The organism is Exiguobacterium sp. s34 (assembly GCF_018617435.1).
GTDB classification, from domain to species: Bacteria; Bacillota; Bacilli; order Exiguobacteriales; family Exiguobacteriaceae; genus Exiguobacterium; species Exiguobacterium aestuarii.
Map to the genome: position 1 here is coordinate 393,565 of NZ_JACSKE010000001.1, position 18,489 is coordinate 412,053.

The 18,489-nt window shown below is 50.6% G+C and carries 18 protein-coding genes; 8 read left to right on the top strand and 10 right to left on the bottom strand.

All coding sequences use genetic code 11. The features are described 5' to 3' along the window. Positions 1 to 186: 186 nt before the first annotated feature. Positions 187 to 663 (bottom strand): DUF305 domain-containing protein, encoded by a 477-nt coding sequence (locus tag KNO87_RS01915; protein ID WP_214793049.1) that lies wholly within the window; start codon positions 661 to 663, stop codon positions 187 to 189. 168 nt (positions 664 to 831) lie between these two features. Here KNO87_RS01915 and KNO87_RS01920 point away from each other — a divergent pair, with 168 nt between their 5' ends. The 3 genes from KNO87_RS01920 to KNO87_RS01930 are packed head-to-tail and all read left to right on the top strand — an operon-like array spanning position 832 to position 3,270. Beyond that, positions 832 to 1,170 (top strand): hypothetical protein, encoded by a 339-nt coding sequence (locus KNO87_RS01920; protein ID WP_214793046.1) that lies wholly within the window; start codon positions 832 to 834, stop codon positions 1,168 to 1,170. A gap of 19 nt (positions 1,171 to 1,189) precedes the next feature. Continuing rightward, positions 1,190 to 1,864: a response regulator transcription factor gene (locus KNO87_RS01925; RefSeq protein WP_251126079.1), complete on the top strand. Its 675-nt coding sequence runs from the start codon at positions 1,190 to 1,192 to the stop codon at positions 1,862 to 1,864. Then, positions 1,861 to 3,270: a sensor histidine kinase gene (locus KNO87_RS01930; RefSeq protein WP_214786351.1), complete on the top strand. Its 1,410-nt coding sequence runs from the start codon at positions 1,861 to 1,863 to the stop codon at positions 3,268 to 3,270. The genes KNO87_RS01925 and KNO87_RS01930 overlap by 4 nt, the downstream gene beginning before the upstream one ends. Before the next feature lie 18 nt (positions 3,271 to 3,288). Here the strand turns inward: KNO87_RS01930 and KNO87_RS01935 are convergent, their stop codons facing one another. Continuing rightward, positions 3,289 to 4,233, bottom strand: coding sequence for a F510_1955 family glycosylhydrolase (locus KNO87_RS01935; RefSeq protein ID WP_214793044.1), 945 nt, complete (start codon positions 4,231 to 4,233; stop codon positions 3,289 to 3,291). A 58-nt stretch (positions 4,234 to 4,291) separates the two neighbouring features. Further along, on the bottom strand, positions 4,292 to 6,295 hold the full coding sequence (locus tag KNO87_RS01940; RefSeq protein WP_214793041.1) for a heavy metal translocating P-type ATPase: 2,004 nt from the start codon (positions 6,293 to 6,295) through the stop codon (positions 4,292 to 4,294). Between the two features lie 131 nt (positions 6,296 to 6,426). Between KNO87_RS01940 and KNO87_RS01945 the strand changes: the two genes are divergently transcribed. The 4 genes from KNO87_RS01945 to KNO87_RS01960 all read left to right on the top strand — a co-directional run bounded on the left by KNO87_RS01945 (position 6,427) and on the right by KNO87_RS01960 (position 10,651). Continuing rightward, a complete protein-coding gene (locus KNO87_RS01945) occupies positions 6,427 to 7,935 on the top strand; it encodes a multicopper oxidase family protein (RefSeq protein ID WP_214793040.1) in 1,509 nt (502 codons plus the stop codon). 166 nt (positions 7,936 to 8,101) lie between these two features. Beyond that, positions 8,102 to 9,244: a sensor histidine kinase gene (locus KNO87_RS01950; RefSeq protein WP_214793037.1), complete on the top strand. Its 1,143-nt coding sequence runs from the start codon at positions 8,102 to 8,104 to the stop codon at positions 9,242 to 9,244. A gap of 87 nt (positions 9,245 to 9,331) precedes the next feature. Further along, the gene (locus KNO87_RS01955) at positions 9,332 to 9,475 is read left to right on the top strand and encodes a hypothetical protein (RefSeq protein ID WP_214786343.1); all 144 of its coding nucleotides are present in this window, start codon (positions 9,332 to 9,334) and stop codon (positions 9,473 to 9,475) included. A 90-nt stretch (positions 9,476 to 9,565) separates the two neighbouring features. Beyond that, positions 9,566 to 10,651, top strand: a complete 1,086-nt coding sequence (locus KNO87_RS01960; RefSeq protein WP_214793034.1) for a GGDEF domain-containing protein — start codon at positions 9,566 to 9,568, stop codon at positions 10,649 to 10,651. 39 nt (positions 10,652 to 10,690) lie between these two features. On the opposite strand, the gene KNO87_RS01965 is transcribed toward KNO87_RS01960, so the two are convergent. The 7 genes from KNO87_RS01965 to KNO87_RS01995 all read right to left on the bottom strand — a co-directional run bounded on the left by KNO87_RS01965 (position 10,691) and on the right by KNO87_RS01995 (position 17,756). After that, positions 10,691 to 11,365: a glycerophosphodiester phosphodiesterase gene (locus KNO87_RS01965; protein ID WP_214793031.1), complete on the bottom strand. Its 675-nt coding sequence runs from the start codon at positions 11,363 to 11,365 to the stop codon at positions 10,691 to 10,693. A gap of 1 nt (position 11,366) precedes the next feature. Then, entirely contained in the window at positions 11,367 to 12,674 is a 1,308-nt protein-coding gene (locus KNO87_RS01970) for an ABC transporter substrate-binding protein (RefSeq protein WP_214793028.1), read from the bottom strand. Between the two features lie 16 nt (positions 12,675 to 12,690). Next, positions 12,691 to 13,500, bottom strand: coding sequence for a carbohydrate ABC transporter permease (locus KNO87_RS01975; RefSeq protein ID WP_214793025.1), 810 nt, complete (start codon positions 13,498 to 13,500; stop codon positions 12,691 to 12,693). After that, a complete protein-coding gene (locus KNO87_RS01980; protein ID WP_214793022.1) occupies positions 13,497 to 14,402 on the bottom strand; it encodes a carbohydrate ABC transporter permease in 906 nt (301 codons plus the stop codon). The genes KNO87_RS01975 and KNO87_RS01980 overlap by 4 nt, the downstream gene beginning before the upstream one ends. Then, positions 14,399 to 15,490: an ABC transporter ATP-binding protein gene (locus KNO87_RS01985; RefSeq protein WP_214793020.1), complete on the bottom strand. Its 1,092-nt coding sequence runs from the start codon at positions 15,488 to 15,490 to the stop codon at positions 14,399 to 14,401. The genes KNO87_RS01980 and KNO87_RS01985 overlap by 4 nt, the downstream gene beginning before the upstream one ends. After that, a complete protein-coding gene (locus KNO87_RS01990) occupies positions 15,487 to 16,074 on the bottom strand; it encodes a glycerol-3-phosphate responsive antiterminator (RefSeq protein WP_483298000.1) in 588 nt (195 codons plus the stop codon). The genes KNO87_RS01985 and KNO87_RS01990 overlap by 4 nt, the downstream gene beginning before the upstream one ends. A 200-nt stretch (positions 16,075 to 16,274) precedes the next feature. Beyond that, entirely contained in the window at positions 16,275 to 17,756 is a 1,482-nt protein-coding gene (locus tag KNO87_RS01995) for a cryptochrome/photolyase family protein (protein WP_214793014.1), read from the bottom strand. Between the two features lie 64 nt (positions 17,757 to 17,820). Here KNO87_RS01995 and KNO87_RS02000 point away from each other — a divergent pair, with 64 nt between their 5' ends. Then, on the top strand, positions 17,821 to 18,450 hold the full coding sequence (locus KNO87_RS02000) for a methyltransferase domain-containing protein (RefSeq protein WP_214793011.1): 630 nt from the start codon (positions 17,821 to 17,823) through the stop codon (positions 18,448 to 18,450). Positions 18,451 to 18,489: the final 39 nt, after the last annotated feature.

Genomic DNA, 18,489 nt, shown 5'->3' on the forward strand with positions numbered 1-18,489 from the left:
TCCTTTCAATTATGTATTTAAATTTTTATTTTTTATATTATCTTGATGAAAAAATTTTACCACCAAAACGAATCGACAAATATGTCATTTATATTTCAAATAAAGGAAAACAAATTCTAACTTACTTCCCTCATTTTTCCTAAAATCAAAAAAGCATACACAGTCAATCATGACTGTGTATGCCTGTTACTCTTGATTCTCTTCTGCGTTCTCTTCTTCATCCTCTAAATCTTTGATCAGTTGCTTCATCTCTTCAATTTCACGGCGCTGCGCCTTGATGATCTCTTCAGACAGTTCTTTCACACGCGGGTCTTCGATTTCCGCACGCTCACTTGTCAAGATGGCGATGGAGTGGTGGGGAATCATTGCCTTCATCCAACTGACGTCATCGACCGTCGTCTGACTGCGTACGAGCCAGAGCGAGCCACTGAAGACGAGGGCACTGACCCCTAGGATGATAAAATTAAGTGTTTTGTTCTTGTACATCCCCCACATAAAGAGAAGCATGACGAATGCCATGACCGATCCCATGATGAGCGCCATATACAACCTCGTCTGACTGTAGAAGATATGATTGATTTGAAAGACGTTCAAATACATGAGCCAATACATAATAAACGTAGAGACCGCAATCATGATTCCAAATTTCCCGTACGATTTCATCTCGTTCACCCTTTCTAGTTATGCATGTAGAAGTACTTTTACCTACTTGTTCTGCACTCAAACCTGCATCTTTCTCAGTCATAGCGTGTTTTCCAAAGCTTTCACTTCTTTTTCACAAACGTAGGGTAGACTGATGAAATTGAGATTATGCAAGGAAGGGGAACATTGATGCAACAGGTGACACTGCGTGATGTACTGGCAACATTGGATTCTGTCTTATCGTGGTCCTATCTCGATCGTCCGGAAGAGATGGCGATTCGTGGAATCGGGACGACACCAGAAAAAATAAATAAAACTTTTTTATATGTATGTAATCGCCCCGTCAATGAACGCGGCGTCGACCTGGTGAAAGCAGCTATCCGAAACGGTGCAGTGGCTATCATTACGGATCGACCGATTGATGCGCGCGTACCAGTTATTTACTGTCGAGACGTGACACGTGCATATGAACAACTACAGACTCTTTTCGTTCCGGAAGGAAATCACGCGAAGCACGCGGAACGATAACAGGAAGGAGGGATGCGTGATGAAAATCCTCATTGTGGACGATGAAGAAAAAATGAGACATTTGATTCGTCTGTTTCTCGAGAGCGATGGCTATTCTTGTTTAGAAGCAAGCGATGCCCGTTCAGCACTCGAACAAATTGAAGAACGCCCGGACCTTGTCCTCTTAGATATCATGATGCCGGAAGTGGATGGTATCTCCCTTTGTCGTCAACTGAAGACGATCGATCCGACATTGCCTGTCGTCTTGTTGACGGCACGTTCAGACAATGAGACGACAATTCAAGGGCTAGATGCCGGTGCGGATGATTACGTCACCAAACCATTCGATGGGAACGTGCTCCTCGCCCGAATCCGTGCCGTCTTACGGCGAAGCAAGGTTGTGAATATCCATTATGGTCCGCTCCGTTACGACGAAGAGAGCGGACGCATCCTTTATGAAGAACAAGAGGTCGTCCTCACCCCAAAAGCGACGGCCATCCTGAAGTTGTTCCTCCAGCATCCGAATCGACTTTTCAATCGCTTGGATCTCTATGACCTCGTCTGGCCCTATTCTGCCGAATCCGACCCTCGTACGGTCGATGCACATATTCGTATGATTCGAGAAAAGTTAGGGGATGCTGGATTTCCAATCGACGACTATTTGAAGACGGTTTGGGGACGTGGCTATCGTTGGACCGAGGAGCGTTCTGGATGAAGCGAAGTCGTAACAGTTTACCGTTTCGGATTAGCCTCGTCTTTCTCCTATCCACCCTCTTGATTGAAGGGGTGTTATTCCTTCTCCTCTATCACACGTTACTCGGGGAACGCGTGGTAGAAGAAATCAATCGTCTCGAATCTCGGGCCGAGAGCCATGCAAGCGTATTGGCGATGAATTTTTCGGAAGAAACGATCAGTCATGTGGCCACCATGGAAAGTGAGACCGACACGAAAGTCGCTATTACCGATACTGCTCATGATACGCTACAAACTTCGCACTCTTTTCCTCAAGTCTTAGTCGACACCGTCGATTCGAAAAAACGCACTGGTCCCTTTGATGACACGACCGTTCTAGAGGATGATTGGGAAAACGAACCGTATTTGAGTGTCCGCACACCGATTACGGACGATGCCGGCACACGATATGGATACGTCTATATGTTTTTACCGACCGAGATCATTCATGGGATCAGTCACCGCCTTCAATGGCGATTTCTATATATCACGGCCATCGCACTCGTGACGACCGTGCTGACGTTCATTCTCCTGAGCCGTCTCATTTCAAAACCGATTGAGTCGTTGAGACGAGCGACAGAGAACGTGCTCACGAACCCGGACGAGTTACAATTGCCGACGAACCGAGTCGATGAAATCGGCGAATTGGCCCGCTCAATCGAATCGATGTCTGTCGAACTATCTCGACTGCGACGAGAACGGCATCAGTTCCTTTCCGATCTTTCGCATGAAATTAAGACCCCTCTCACCTACTTGAGAGGGTATGCCGAGATCGCTTCAAAAGAGAGTACGCCTGAATCACTTCGCAAACAATCGATTCAAACCATTTTAGAAGAAAGTCGTTCGCTCACCGAACTCGTCGAAAATGCGTTTCAATTGGCACAACTCGATGAAAACACGTTCTTGTTGCATCGAGAAGAAGTGACCGTCACCACGTTTTGTGCGGACTTACGCCGAATGCTCGATACAATGTTCCGGATGACGACGATTCGCTTCGATGCTTCACCGAGCGCAGGACAACCAGATATCGCGCTTACATTAGATCGTCACCGCATGCTTCAAGTCTTCCGCTCTATCGCCCATAATGCGATTGAACATAGCGAGGCCTCGCATGTCTCGCTTTACTCACACGTCACGGACACACACCTCGTCTTGACCATCAGCGATGACGGGAAAGGCATTCCGACAGAAGATTTGCCTCATATTTTTGACAGGCTGTATCGCGTGGAAAAATCACGCTCCAGACAGACCGGTGGTAGTGGCCTCGGACTCGCCATCGCCGATCAAATCGTCACTCGCCACGGCGGGACGTTGACGGTATCCTCCGATGCATCGGGTACTTCTTTCACCGTCACGCTTCCCCTCGACAAAAAGACGCCTATCCTGTAATGGAAAGGCGTCTTTTGATCAGTTGAGCTCACCTTTGTCGAGGCGCATCTCCCATTCCCCGTCTGTATACTCATATACGCTATTATCCGATGCGACAAGCAACATGCGCTCCTCTTTGATGCCCAATTCGATTGGCACAGCGTCCGTTTGAAGTTCTGGAAGATTGAACGTCTCTGTCGACTCGTCCTCTAAATTGAATCGAACACCTTCGAAAGAACCGTCTGTCTGCCGGACGTAAGCCAACTGCCCATCATCCGCTCCAACCGTGACTACTTGTTCTGCCTCAACAAGTGGCTCAAATGAATCCCCGGAATCATTCGAAACGAGGATGCCAGACGGACCGTACAAGAAGACGCGCTCCGCATCCGTCGCATCGGCGACAATCCCTGCTACTTGTCCTCCTTCGATCCCTTTCACCTGCATCGGTTCAAATGACTTCCCTCCATCTGTCGAGCGATGGAAACCTGTCTCGAGTTGGGACGTCGCCTCCTCTAAATAGACGTACAACGTTTCTGTCGCATATCCGGCGCTCATATAATGGAAATCCGCTTCTCCTTCGAGTGACCGTACTTCTAACATCGTACCGTGGTCTTTCCCGTAGATGACACCGAGCGGGTTTTTATAGTCCGTTCGGCGATCCGGGTGACCACTTGCATAAAACCCGTCCTCGACGAGTTCAAAGCCCATATAGTCATGGCGATTCGTCGGAAGTGTATACCAGCCATCTTCTCGATACTCCATCAATCCGGCATGCGTTGCAATGACCGGACGGTTGTCGTCTTGCCAAAATCCAGCCCCATGGATGTGGGACACCATCTCATCCGTTCCCACGCGTTGCCACTCGTCTTTTGTAGTTGTCGTCATACTCTCTGATTGATTAGTGTCTGACGATTCTTCCTTTGCACCACAAGCCGATAAAAGCAGTGGCGTCAGTAAAAGTGATAGCATCAACGTTCGTTTCATCTCGATCCCTCCATCTATAGCATCCCATCTAGCATACGTGCTAAAGATGAAAAACTTGTTAAATCTTCAAAAGTCGGGCGTTGATGGCGACGATGACCGTGCTCAAGCTCATCAAAACAGCACCGATGGCTGGTGACAGAATGATTCCGACCGGAGCCAGCACCCCTGCAGCGAGCGGGATGGCGACGATGTTATATCCTGCGGCCCACCATAGATTTTGAATCATTTTCCGATATGTGTTTTGTGATAGCTCTAGAATGGATAGCACATCTTTCGGGTTACTGCGGACGAGGACGATGTCTGCCGTCTCGACGGCAACGTCCGTCCCACTTCCGATGGCGATGCCGACATCGGCTTGCGCAAGTGCCGGAGCATCATTGATTCCATCTCCGACCATCGCCACTTTACTACCATCTTTTTGAACATCCCTTACTTGGTTCGCCTTGTCGTCCGGTAACACTTCGGCATACACGTCGTCGATTCCGAGCTGACCCGCGACCCAATGCGCAACTTTTTCATTGTCCCCCGTCAACATGATGGAACGAACACCTTTTTCACGAAGCGCCTCGACGGTCTCTTTCGCCTCTTCCCGTACTAAATCGGCCATCGCAATCATGCCGACCCATTCTCCGTCTTTCAAAACAAAGACGACGGTCTTCCCTTCCTCGGAGAGTCGACGGAACGTCTCCTCATCGATTTGAATATGCTGATCATGGATATGACGGGGACTGACGACTTGAATATGCGAACCATCGACCGTCCCCTCTAATCCGACACCTGTCATCGACCCGAAGTTGTCGACAGCCAACAATTTCAACTCTCGTTTTTCGGCTTCTCGCAAAATCCCTTGTGCGAGCGGGTGTTGCGACTCCCGTTCGACAGCCCCTGCTAACCGAAGTACATCTTCATCCGTGTAAGATGCGCTCGCTTGTACGTCCGTGACGCCGAAATTTCCTTCCGTCAACGTTCCGGTCTTATCAAAGATGACGGCATCGAGTCGACGTGCTTCCTCAAACTGAGTCCGATTACGGATGAGGAGACCTTGTTTCGCCGATAACGCTGTCGAGACGGCAACGACGAGCGGTGTCGCCAGTCCGAGTGCGTGTGGACACGAGATGACCATGACCGTCACCATCCGTTCGACCGCTGTCCCGACCGAGTATCCGAGCATAAACCAGATCGTGAACGTGATGACCCCCGCCGCAATTGCGATATAGAACAAATATTTCGCTGCACGGTTCGCCAAGTTTTGAGCCCGTGACTTCGATTTTTGGGCCTCGCTCACCAATTCGATCACTTTTGATAAGTACGTGCTTTCTCCCGTACCAATCGTTTCAATCGTCAAACTGCCCTCTTGGTTGATGGAACCGGCAATGACATCTTCGCCTTCTGTCTTTTCGACCGGGACCGATTCGCCGGTCAACATCGACTCATCGATGGTCGTCCGTCCTTTCACGATTTTCCCGTCCACGGGAACTTGCTCCCCCGGTTTGACGAGAATCCGGTCTCCTTCCTTTAGTTCAGAGATGGGGACGTCTTCTGTGTCTTCCCCATTGATGCGATGCGCCTCGTTCGGCAGGAGTTGCACGAGTTGTTCCAGCGCATTCGACGCACCCATGACAGAGCGCATCTCAATCCAGTGACCGAGTAACATGATCACAATGAGTGAAGCGAGTTCCCAAAAGAAGTCATGCCCACTTCCATATCCGAAAACGACAGCCGCACTATAAAAGTAAGCGACGCTGATCGCCAAGCCAATGAGCATCATCATGCCTGGACTACGATCCCGCAGCTCCTCCACACTCCCTTTCAAGAACGGCCATCCACCGTATACGTACACAATCGTTGACAACACAAACAAGATTGTTTTTTCAAACGGGAAATCAAGTTCAAACCGAAGCCATTCTTGAATCATGTCCGACAACAACAAAATCGGAATCATCAGACCGAGCGATACGAAAAAACGTCGTTTGAAATCGTCAATCATATGCTCATGTCCGTGTCCGCCATGATGAGAATCGTGACTTTCCTCATGGTGTTCATGGTGCTCATGTTCCATCATAATATCCTCTCCTTTACACGAGTTGTATACCCCTGTGCGGTATCAGGATAAACGGATTTTGACTTTCATGTTTCTTTCACATTTAGGTGGTAAAACAGAGTAAGGACTGATCACAAAAGGAGTGTTACATTATGAAATCAAAAGGAATGTGGTTCCTCTTGATCGGGATATTGATTGGAATCATTCTCGTTCTACTGTTCGTCTTATTCAATGGAAGATGGAACATGAACAATATGAATCATATGTGGGGAGACAATTCGGCGTTTGAACAGATGGATGATCACATGATGGGGAATGGTAATAGCGGGCCGATGGGACACGGAACTACCCAAGAACTCGAGGCATCTGACGAACCGGAACAACCACTTCCGATTCCAACGCCATTAAAGCCAGATCGCGTCACGAAGAGTGCCATCTATTATACGGTAGTAGCGGATGAAGGAACGTCACGCTTTTTTCAAGATGGAAAATCGACAGAAACGCTCGGATATAACGGCGACTTACTCGGACCGATGCTTGAGTTGCCGAAAGGAAAGACGGTCGTGATTGATACAATCAACCGATTGGACGAACCGACAACGTTCCACTGGCACGGTCTTGTCATCCCTGCTGAAATGGACGGGGGGCCACATCAAGCGGTGCCTGCGGGTGAACGTGCACAAGTTCGACTCGACATCGACCAAGAGCCTAGCACGCTTTGGTTTCACCCCCATCCGATGGGATCGACAGCCGAACAAGTTTACAAGGGACTCGCTGGTCTCCTCTATGTGACCGACGATGCACAAAGCGGCCTTCCAAACGAATACGGGGTCGACGATATCCCGCTCATCGTACAAGACCGATTGTTTACTAAAAACGGGGAATTGGATTACGATGCCCACATGAATGTCGACGGAACAACCGGGGATACGATTCTTGCGAACGGAGCCGTCAATACCACGTTCGATGTTCAGACTGAGACGCTCCGAGTGAGACTTGTCAACGGTTCGAACGCGCGTGATTTTGACTTTACCCTATCGAACGGAGAGATGATGACGCAAATCGCAACAGATGGCGGTCTATTGGAACGCCCAGTACCGATGAAGACCGTCTCGTTGACGCCAGGCGAACGGGCCGAGGTGCTGATTGATTTCTCACAAGTAAAAGATAACGTTGCTTTAGAAGCGAATGGGGTCCCGTTCACTACGTTTCGTATTGGTGAACTCGACAAGACGTCCATCGACATGCCGACGAGCGAAACAATCGAGCTCTCTACAGATGAGAAGACCGACCGCCGACTCACGCTGTTCGGGATGGGCAATATGGTATCCATCAACGGAAAGACATATGACCCGGACCGTACCGATATCGAAGCGAAACGCGGAGACACCGAAGTGTGGGAGATTGAAAACAAACCGGATATGATGGGTGGGATGACGCACCCCTTCCATATTCATGGTGTCCAATTCCGAATCATCAGTCGAGATGGTAACCCGCCAGCCGACCATGAGAAAGGTTGGAAAGACACGGTGGCCGTTTCTCCAGATGAGCGAGTGAAGATTGAACTTACCTTCACTGAAACCGGCACGTTCATGTACCATTGTCACATCCTCGAACATGAAGAGAACGGAATGATGGGACAACTGAAAGTCACGGACTAAAGCCGACCTCTCCGCTTGCTATGCGGAGAGGTTTTCGTATCGTCTCGTCGATCCATCCCAATTTTGGTACGTTTCTGTTAGGACTATTGCCTGTATAGGGATTCTTCCTCAAATGTCGTATACTTGTTGTGAATGAATGTACAAATGATTGCGAGGAGGTAAGTGGATGCGCCGATTTCGTAGGGTTAGGCAAAAGCGATCCGCTCGTCAAAAACAGGACCGTCAAACGTTCTCCATCGCTTCGATTGTGGAAGAAGTACAAGATGCGATGTGTTATATCGATTTCTCGAAACACCGTCTCTATACGAATCATCTCCTTCGTCACTGGTGTCCATCCATGACGACCCAATCCTTCCCCACGACGGAAGCATTGACGCGTTTTCTCTATACGACGTTTGAAGCGCATGGCGCAGATATATCCCAAGTCACTCACTTGATTCAAGAATTGCTGGAGTGCGAGACAGAGAAATGGCCAAGTATGACATCGCGTCGTCTTCAGTTCGACGACCGAACGCTCCACCTTATCTTCAACTTCACTCGGACACCTCGGGGCGTCTTCATCATGTGGCGGGACCAAACGGAAGCCGTTCGGTTTGAAGAACGAAAAGATGCTTTCCTTGCTGAGCTGTCCCACGACTTCCGTACTCCTTTGACCGCCATCCATGGCTATACCGAATTATTGATGGCGCGACATGAAGGTTCTGAGAAGTCGTATCATATGCTAGAGCAAGTGATACAAGAATCGGAGCGGCTCGAGCGACTCGTCGATAACTTTCTCGATTATCAAAAAGAGAGTTATACGGCCGAACAATTGACCGTGACGACATTCGCACTCCGTCCGCTATTAGAAGATGTCATGTCGGGTTATCAAACGACCTCGCCGCTTCATACGGTTACGTTTGAAACGAATGACGTCTGGATTCAAGCCGACGAAGAAAAGTTACGGCAATTGCTCCATAACTTGATTGGCAATGCCATCAAATATTCTCCAGATGGGGGCACGGTCCATACACAAGTCGAGGAATGTGGCGATACGGTCGTCTTGTCCGTATCAGACACCGGCATTGGAATTCCGGCTGATGCGCTCCCATATGTCTTTGATGAATACTATCGTGTAGACTCAGCCGCCCACCAATCGATCAAAGGTACGGGGCTCGGTCTGCGAATCTGTAAACGAATCGCAGAAGCCCATGGTTGGGGCATCCATGCGGATTCCGTTTACGGTGAGGGTACGACCTTCACAATCGAGCTTCATACCCGAACGAGTTGTCCTTTGCCACAAACCTCCTTTCCATTGACGTCTGACTGATTCGATCAGTCGGATGTTTTTCATTTCGTGATGTAAAGCGATTCAATTTTGGGAATAGAGAAGTGATGAAGAGAGGAGGAAATGAAGATGAAACAACGTGGATACTTATCCATCCCGGTCGCCATCGTGTTCGCCGTCGTCTTTGGTCTGACCCTCGATAACTGGTGGCTCGGAATCGGTATCGGGATTGCCATGTTTTTTGCATTTCGGGGAACGAAGAAAAAAGCGTGAAGATGAGATGAATTTTTACACATCTCCGATTGACATTATTTTGAAGACTGCTACGGTTAATGTATAGTCTATCGAAAAGGTCGTGAAGGAATGACGCTCACCGTCTTGTTACTGAACGCCTGTGTTGCGTTCACCGGATTTTACATCATCTCGAAGATTTATCATTCTACGCTATTCCACTCACATTTTTTCCGTAGCTTAATCATCGGTCTGTTGGCCGGTGCGCTCGGTCTCTTTTTAATGTACAACGCCGTCGAGGCCAACGATACGGTGCGTGTGGATTTACGTCATCTACCGCTCGTCTTACTCGCGTTTTACGGCGCTCGGATGCCACTGTTTATTGCGACACTCGTCATTGCGAGTACGCGCTTTTTGTTCGGGATGACGGAACAAGCTTTTATCGCCTTCGTCGCGACATTCGTGGTCAGTATCGGGATGCTCTGGATTCATCGGTTGCTTCGGGAGCGACTGTTCTTACAAAGCATCTTTTTAAACGTCTGGGCGCTATTCGTCATCTCAATTGCCGTCTACATCAACATGGGATGGAGTACGGCGTATGTGTCCCTCGTCTTGACCATTTGGATGGTCGGCATGCTCGTCGGTCTGCTCTCGAGTATCCTCACCATCGATTTAGAACAGACGACCCGGCGTGCGATCGAATATAAACAGTCATCAGAGCGAGACCACTTGACCGGTCTCTATAATCGACGTGTATGGGATCGGTACACAGCTTCCATCGCGCAAGAGAATCGGACGTACAATGTTCTCGCGCTCGATATCGACCACTTCAAACAGGTGAACGATACATATGGGCACGGAAACGGCGATCTCGTGTTACAACAGTTCGCCGACATTTTGAAAGTAGAGACGCGTGCACACGACACCGTCGCTCGTATCGGTGGAGAAGAGTTCGTCATTTTGATGTACGATTTGACGCCAGAAAAAGTGGATAAAGTGGCGAACCGGATTCGGGAACGGATTGCTGCTGAAACGTTCTACTTGAACGACTTCTCACCGATTCACATCACGACGTCCGTCGGGGTTGCCCACGGTACATCCCTTCCAATCAAACGGATGGTCGACCTCGCCGATTCGGCGCTCTATCAAGCCAAAAGTGAGGGGCGTAACCAAGTCGTCATCTCAACCTATGAATCACCTGAACCGATCATGACATGAACGAACCCCGCTCCTTGACGGAGCGGGGTTTTGTCTTGGTTATCTCGTAAATCGTTCGACTTCATCCGTCATGATGGCCGCCACCGGAATCGGAGGCAGCTCTGTCACATCGTTAATCGTGTAGAGTCTTGTCTCGAGGGACGTCCGTTGCATGCCTTCCCACGCTTTCGTACCGATAAAATCGGCCTGTGCGTGAATCGCCTCGGCCTGAATCGTTTCAGCAAACGACACGGTGTCCGATTCTCCCGTGAGCGTCAAGACAGCAAGGCGTGCGGTCGGCGCCTCATCCCGCATCCGGACGAGCGTCTCGCGATTAAACGAAGAGAAGACGACCCGGTCAGTCAGTTGGAACTCGTCAACGGCGAGCCAGGCAAGTCGTTCGATGCCTGGATACGCGTATTGGTCCGTCTTCAATTCAATGTTAAGCGTAACGTCACTTCGTTCAATCAAGCCGAGCACTTCTTCTAACGTCGGAATCCGTTCATATCCGTCAATTTTTAATTGACGCAGTTCTTGAAGCGTCATGTCTTTCACCCATCCTGCCCCATCTGTCGTCCGATCGACGGTCTCGTCATGGATGACGACGAGCCGACCGTCTTTTGATAGTTGAACATCCAGCTCGATGCCATCCACATGAGGGAGGGCCGCTTCGAACGCGGACAACGTATTTTCCGGGTAATTGGCGCTATATCCACGATGTGCGTAAATCAACATATCACTGCCCCAAGGTGGAAGTCGTCTCGTCAGCCGCGCGCTTCAATGCGTCCTCGACCGACACGCCTTGATACAGGCTCTCCATCGCGTTGACGACACTCTGACGTGATTGTGGGAATGTCGAGATGAGCGCTCCTTGTGTCGCCGGTGAAGGTTTCGTCTCACTCAATTGGTCGACCGTCACTTTGAGCTGTGGATATGTCGCCCACATTTCTTCGACGATCGGTTCATTGTATGCTTCAGGGGTGATGGCAAAGTAGCCTGTGTCGACATGCCACTGTGCTTGCGCCTCTGTTGATGACACGTACTTCATGAACTCCCACGCGCCTTCTTTCGTTTCTTCGGCGATGCCGTCACCCATCCAGAGTGAGGCTCCCCCGATGACGACACCTTGACGATCTGCTTCGTTCGGTACAGGCAAGTAAGAGGCACCGATTTCAAAATCCGCGTTGTCCGCAACGGTACGAATACCGGCTGACGAGTCCAAGTACATTGCGACTTTTCCAGATTGGAACGCCGCACGCATGTCATCCCAGTTTTGACCGACGTTCAGGAACGTCTTCTCATCGTACATGTCTTTGATCAAGTTGAAGGCGTTCTGCCCTTCTTCTCCATCGAATACGGCTTTCGTCGGATTACCACTTCGTCCGTTGTCATGATCGACGTATAGCCCACCTTGCGCAGCGACGAGCTGTTCGAAGAACCAGCCATAGTTGAGCATCGTGAATCCAGTCTGGTCGTCCGTCGTCAATTTCTTCGCTGCCTCTTTCAACTCGTCATACGTGCGCGGCGCCTTCTCTGGGTCGAGTCCCGCCTCTTTGAACGCATCTTTGTTGTAGATGAGGACTGGTGTCGAGGAGTTGAACGGCATCGAGTATTGTTTGCCGTCCACTTGGTAATAGCTCAAGATATTCTCTTCCCATACGCTCGTGTCAAAGTCCTCTTTGTCGATGAACTCTTGGACCGGCGTGATTTTATTTGAGTCAATCATGTATTTCGTCCCGACCTCGAACGTCTGCATGATGGCAGGCGCATCTTCCGAACCGGCGACCGCGTTAAATTTCGTCAGCGCTTCCTCATACGTTCCTTGGAAGATCGGCTTCACTTCATAATCGTCTTGCGACGCGTTGAACGCATCGACCTGCGTGTTGAGCGCCGTCTCCAAATCCCCGCTCATCGCGTGCCAAAAGACGACCTCTGTCTTTCCGTCTTCCGTCGTTGCCGCGACTGGTGCCGCTTCTTCACTGCCACATGCCCCGAGTAATAATACCGAACTTGCCAACCCTGCGAATAATCCAAACTTTTTCATTTGTCATGTCCCCCTATTATTTGATTGCGCCTTGCGTCAATCCTTCTTGTAGATGTTTTTGCCCTGCGAATAACAATAAAAGTGTCGGAATGATAATCAAGACAACGGCCGCCATCACGACGCCCCAGTCCGAAGCGACCTCGTTCGACTGCATCTGTTTAATCCCGATTTGGACCGTCCGCGCCTGTTCCGTATTCGTCACGAGAAGCGGCCATAAGTACATATTCCAAGTCGTCAAAAAGCTATATACCGACAACGTGACGAGCGGTGTCTTCGAGACCGGCATCACAACGTTCCAGAAGAAGCGGAACCGGCTGATCCCGGCGATTTGCGACGCCTCATACATTTCATATGGAATCGTCTTGAACTGTTGTCGGAGTAGAAACGTCCCGAACGCGAGTGCGAAGAACGGCACCGATAGTCCCCAGACGGTGTTGAGCCAGCCGAGCGACTGGATCGTCAAAAAGTTCGGCACCATCGTCGCTTCCCATGGCACCATCATCGTCGCGAGGAAGAGCATAAAGATGAGCGCTTTTCCTTTGAAGTCGATGAAGACGAACGCGAAGGCCGCAAGACTCGACAAGACGACCTGTCCGATCATGACGAGGAGTGCGACAATCAAACTGTTTACTAAGTATGTCATCATCGGGATTCGTTCGAACGCGGCCACATAATTCTCAAAGGATGGGTCGCGTGGGAGCAAATGCCCTTGGAGCACTTCCTTTCCGTCCATCAGACTGATCGAGAACGCATACGCGATCGGAAACAGCATAACGACGGCGCTCAAGACGAGAAGCACATACACGCCTACATTCCGTAATCTCATTGGTAATGCACCTTCCTTTCGACCAGTTTAAACTGAAGCCATGTCAACAGAAGGACGGCGATGAATAAGAGCACCGCTTGTGCACTGGCACTTCCGACGTTGTAGTTGATGAACGCGTCTTTATAGATGGCATAGACGATGACGTTCGTCGCATTCGTCGGTCCGCCTTTCGTCAACAAGTCAATCTGCCCGAACGTCTGGAAGGCGTTGATGAGCGAGATGATGCCGACGAAGAAGAGCGTCGGGGACAACATCGGGATCGTGATGGCACGAAGTTGCGTCCAGTAACTCGTCCCCGCGATGTCCGCACTCTCGTATAGCGTCCGGTCGATGTTTTGCAGACCGCCGAGGAGAATCAAAAACGTGAAGCCGATATTCATCCAGACGGTCGCAATCGACACAGAAAGAAGCGCATATTGTGGGTCGAGGAGCCACTGTACGCCGCTCGCACCAATTGCCTCGAGGAAGCGGTTGAAAATCCCGATTGACGGGTTGTACATGAACATCCAGATGACCGATGACGCAGCGACACTCATCCCCATCGTCGCCGAGAACGCCGTACGGAAGAGGCCGATGCCTTTCAATTTCTCGTTGGCGAGTAATGCGAGACCGAGTGCGATGAGAATCGTGAGCGGAACGGTCAACAGGACGAATCCCACCGTCGCTTGGATGCTTTGCCAAAACGCTGCGCTCGTGAACAGGTTGCTGTAATGACCGATGCCGACAAATTCAAGTGGTGTTCCTTGTGTATCCGTCCGAAAGAAGCTTAAATACATCGTCCGGAGGAGCGGATAGACGAGAAAGACACCAAACAAGATGATCGACGGGGACAAGTACAACAGTCCACTCGCCGCGTCCGACAGTCTCGCACGGACTTTCTCCCTCGGTAAGGCGACCGTCATTGGAACACCTCCAACGCCTCAAACAGTTTCGGGTGCTTCGGCTCGATGCGTTGTCCATCCGCATCGAATAGCGACATCTGTTTCGGTTCCACGTAACACGCCACTTTTTCGCCGACGTTGAGTGGCCATTGTCCCGGCCACTTGGCTAGCCATTCATTCCCACCGACATCGAATGCGAGAATCGTCTCGGTCCCGAGGACTTCGATGTTCTTCAATTCCGCATAAAACGTCACGTCCTCATTTGCCGGTTTGATTTGCTCCGGACGGACGCCAAGTGTTGCCGCTGAAACGTCTGTCATCGCGTTCGGATGAAACATGCGTCCGTCCGACGCCATCCATCCTTTTTCTTGTCGTGTGACTTCGGCTAAGTTCATCGGAGGCGACCCGATGAATGAGGCGACGAACGTGTTCGCCGGCTTGTTGTATAGGTCGAGCGGCTTCCCGACTTGTTGTACTTCCCCTTCATTGAGAAGCATGATGCGGTCCGCCATCGTCATCGCCTCGATCTGGTCATGTGTGACGTAAATCATCGTCAGCCCGAGTTTTCGCTGCAACTGACGAATCTCCGAGCGCATCTTCGCCCGTAGTTTCGCGTCTAAGTTCGAGAGCGGCTCATCCATGAGGCAAATCGGTGCCTCGGTCACGATAGCGCGTGCCAAGGCGACGCGTTGTCTTTGACCACCTGACAGCTCACGCGGCTTCCGTTTCAAATAATCGGTAAGTCCGAGCGTGTCGGCCGCCATGAGGCAACGCTCTCGCTGCTCCAATTTCGTCAGTCCTTTCGTATGTAATCCGAACGTGATATTTTTCTCGACCGTCATATGTGGATAGAGCGCATAGTTTTGGAAGACCATCGATAAGTGACGCTCGCTCGGTTTCATCCCGTTTGCCGCCACCCCGTCGATGCGAAGCGTTCCGCTCGTGATCGATTCGAGCCCAGCGATCATACGAAGCATCGTACTCTTGCCACACCCGGACGGTCCGACGAGCGCGAAGAATTCTCCCGCTTCAATCGTCACGTCGATGCCCCGAATGACTTCCGTCTCCCCGAATGATTTCGTCAGTTGTTGTAGTTGAATCGTTTTCATGCCATTTCCTCCTTCTGACTTTGGACTTTCCAAAGTCGTTCATCCCCGGTCGATACCGCGAATGCCCCATGATCGAGGGCGCGATGCACATCAATCGGTTGCCGAATCATGCCACCCGTCACGATTGGGAAAGAAACGTCCCGGGAAATCTTTTCGACGACACTCGGAATCAATCCGGGCATGAGTTCGATCGCGTCCGGTTGCTGGGCCTCTGCGAGTTTAAGGCCGCTCGTGACCGCGTCTGAGTCGACGAGGAACAGGCGTTGGACAGTCAAGAGCCCTGCCCGTTTCGCGTGCTGTAGTACCGATGCCTTCGTCGTGACAATCCCGTCTGCTCCTACACGTTTGGCGAGATAGTCGATGCCATCCCGGTCGAGACTGATCCCGTTGATTCGCTCGGCGTGGAGGAAGACCGTTCGGTTCTCTCGTTTCAAATGCGCCACATAGCGGTCGAGCGTGCTGAGCGTCCCCATCATGAGGAACGTCGTCGTCACATCTGTCTGCAAAAACGCTTCGATTTGTTTTGGACTCTTGATCGAGGCAATCATCCGTTCCTGCCCGATTCGTGCAATCGCTTCATTCACTTGAATCATCCTTTCTTGAAAAAAAGGACCAACAGAAACGACACGTCATGGACGTACGGGCTTCTGTTGGTCTCTCAAAGGTTCTACCGGTAATTATTCACTTGGAGTGAGGGGTCTCACAGCTCCTATCGTAGCGGACGATTGTAAAGCTACGATAAAGGAATCGCTAAGTTTCATGAAGAGAACGTAAAAAAACCGATTCACGGGGAATCGGTCAACGTCTGTTCGGCTTTCGCTAAAATGTCTGCTTTCACGTCATCGTCCCGCCCTTGCCAATTGCGGACCATCATCTTCATCCGCTGATTTTTCGAGAAGCGTTCCTCGTGACGATCGATGAACCGCCAGTAGAGGGCGTTGAACGGACAAGCATCCTCTTCGGTCGTGTGTTTCGGGTTATATGGGCACTCTCGACAATAGTCACTCATCCGGTCGATATATTTTCCGGAGGCGACATACGGTTTCGTGGCGAGCTTCCCACCATCCGCATGGAGCGCCATCCCGAGCACGTTCGGCAAGACGACCCAATCGTAAGCGTCGATATACATCTCGTTGAACCAGTCGCTCGTCTGTTTTGGATTGATTTCAAACAGCGTCGCATAATTTCCAAGCACCATCAGTCGCTGGATGTGATGGTTGTGCCCATGCGCCACGACCGGTTTCAGACTTTGATGCAGGCAGTTCAAATCCGTCTTCGCGTCCCAGAAGAAGGATGGTAAGTCGCGCTCGTGCTTGAACGTGTTCACCTCTTCATACCCCGGCATGACAGCGAGATAGACGGCGCGCATATATTCCCGCCATCCGAGAATTTGACGGACGAATCCTTCGATCGATGACAAGGGGGCATCCGCCTGACACGCCGCCTCGACCACTTCATGTGGCGTCAACAGACCGATGTTGATGGCAGCCGACAACAGACTGTGTGACATCTCAGGTTCATCCGTCATCATCGCATCTTGATACGGACCGAACGTCTCGAGTCGTTCTTCCACGAATCGCTTGAGCGCACGTCTCGCCTCGGTGTGTGTGACTGGCCAGTGAAACGGAGTCACCTCCCCTGGGTGGTCTGAGAACGTCGACTCGACCTTTTCGATGACGTCTTTCGTGATGGCATCCGGTCGAAAATGAATGGCGGACGGGAACGATAATCCTTTTTTCGGTGGCTTTCGATTCTCCGCATCAAACGACCATTTCCCTCCGCGCGGCTTCCCGTCTTCGAGCAAGACATCGAACCGCTTCCGCATCTGGCGATAAAACCGGTCCATCCGCCACGGCTCGCTTCCAAGAGAGTCTACCGCTTCTTCTTTCGATAAGTAGAAGAGCGGAACATCCGTATGTTCGACAAGCTTATGTTTTTTGCCGAACTGTTTCAGCCTTTTAGCCATCGGTTCATCCGTGACGGCGGTGACATGAATCTCGTCCGGTTGATACTGTTTAAAATGTTCATCCCAAGCGTCTTGAAACGAATCCGCCTCCTGATAATCGACGGTATACCCTTTGTCGCGCAACTCTTCGGCAAAGTGTCGCATCGCCGAGAAAACGAGGACGAGCTTTTGTTTATGATACGGACGCCACGTCGCGCGAGACGTCGCCTCAATCATGACGATGACGTCATCTTCTTTCATCTGCTTCAACATCTCGAGTTCGTGCGAGAGTTGATTGCCAAGTATCCAAAATGAACGCATGTTGTTGACTCCTTTGTCTCGTCAATGTGCTACAATCGAGCTACTTTCAAAGTGAGGTGACAGTATGCTCCCACAAGTGTTCAAAAACTGGGTGGACAGTCAGTATGAAAACCCACGCGGTCCCGTCGGAAAATATATCGGGGAAAAGATGGTGCGCCAACATCGCATCGAAGTCGAATGGACAATCAATCAATTACAAATGCATCCAAACGCGACCGTGCTTGAGCTTGGATGTGGGGCGGGTGATGCGCTAGCGACCATCCTTCAACAGCGTGAAGATGTGACCGTGATCGGTCTCGACCGTTCGAAGACCGTTCTTGCTTCTGCCGAGAAACGTAACGCCACGTCGATTCGAACTGGACGAGCTCACCTGATTCAAGGAGACGTGCATCAGCTCAAGATCGACGACACATCCATTGATCATGTGTTCAGCGTTCATACGCTGTATTTTTGGGAAGATGTGGCGACCGTCCTATCTGAAATCAAGCGCGTCTTGAAACCGAACGGCACGTTTGTGATTACCTATTGCGATGGGAAAGGCGATATGCAGTGGAACGGGATTACTGACTTGATCAATGAACAATTCATCCCTGAGGCGACGAAGCTCGGCTTTCAGGAAGTGTCCGTGCGGCGCGGTCCTAACTCCCGTGACTATCGTACGGTCGCGGTGATCGGGGGCAAACCGAATGCTTAATCAGTACCCATTTTTTAGTCACAAAAGACGTCCCGCTCT

What these genes read in the sequence shown, in the direction of transcription:
- KNO87_RS01955 (WP_214786343.1), top strand. Translation starts at nt 9,332, where the DNA reads ATGAAACAACGTGGATACTTATCCATCCCGGTCGCCATCGTGTTCGCC.
- KNO87_RS01980 (WP_214793022.1), bottom strand. Translation starts at nt 14,402, where the DNA reads ATGACGGTCGCCTTACCGAGGGAGAAAGTCCGTGCGAGACTGTCGGAC.
- KNO87_RS01965 (WP_214793031.1), bottom strand. Translation starts at nt 11,365, where the DNA reads ATGTTGATTTACGCACATCGTGGATATAGCGCCAATTACCCGGAAAAT.
- KNO87_RS01935 (WP_214793044.1), bottom strand. Translation starts at nt 4,233, where the DNA reads ATGAAACGAACGTTGATGCTATCACTTTTACTGACGCCACTGCTTTTA.
- KNO87_RS01950 (WP_214793037.1), top strand. Translation starts at nt 8,102, where the DNA reads ATGCGCCGATTTCGTAGGGTTAGGCAAAAGCGATCCGCTCGTCAAAAA.
- KNO87_RS01960 (WP_214793034.1), top strand. Translation starts at nt 9,566, where the DNA reads ATGACGCTCACCGTCTTGTTACTGAACGCCTGTGTTGCGTTCACCGGA.
- KNO87_RS01970 (WP_214793028.1), bottom strand. Translation starts at nt 12,674, where the DNA reads ATGAAAAAGTTTGGATTATTCGCAGGGTTGGCAAGTTCGGTATTATTA.
- KNO87_RS01975 (WP_214793025.1), bottom strand. Translation starts at nt 13,500, where the DNA reads ATGAGATTACGGAATGTAGGCGTGTATGTGCTTCTCGTCTTGAGCGCC.
- KNO87_RS02000 (WP_214793011.1), top strand. Translation starts at nt 17,821, where the DNA reads ATGCTCCCACAAGTGTTCAAAAACTGGGTGGACAGTCAGTATGAAAAC.
- KNO87_RS01985 (WP_214793020.1), bottom strand. Translation starts at nt 15,490, where the DNA reads ATGAAAACGATTCAACTACAACAACTGACGAAATCATTCGGGGAGACG.
- KNO87_RS01945 (WP_214793040.1), top strand. Translation starts at nt 6,427, where the DNA reads ATGAAATCAAAAGGAATGTGGTTCCTCTTGATCGGGATATTGATTGGA.
- KNO87_RS01995 (WP_214793014.1), bottom strand. Translation starts at nt 17,756, where the DNA reads ATGCGTTCATTTTGGATACTTGGCAATCAACTCTCGCACGAACTCGAG.
- KNO87_RS01930 (WP_214786351.1), top strand. Translation starts at nt 1,861, where the DNA reads ATGAAGCGAAGTCGTAACAGTTTACCGTTTCGGATTAGCCTCGTCTTT.
- KNO87_RS01915 (WP_214793049.1), bottom strand. Translation starts at nt 663, where the DNA reads ATGAAATCGTACGGGAAATTTGGAATCATGATTGCGGTCTCTACGTTT.
- KNO87_RS01920 (WP_214793046.1), top strand. Translation starts at nt 832, where the DNA reads ATGCAACAGGTGACACTGCGTGATGTACTGGCAACATTGGATTCTGTC.
- KNO87_RS01925 (WP_251126079.1), top strand. Translation starts at nt 1,190, where the DNA reads ATGAAAATCCTCATTGTGGACGATGAAGAAAAAATGAGACATTTGATT.
- KNO87_RS01940 (WP_214793041.1), bottom strand. Translation starts at nt 6,295, where the DNA reads ATGATGGAACATGAGCACCATGAACACCATGAGGAAAGTCACGATTCT.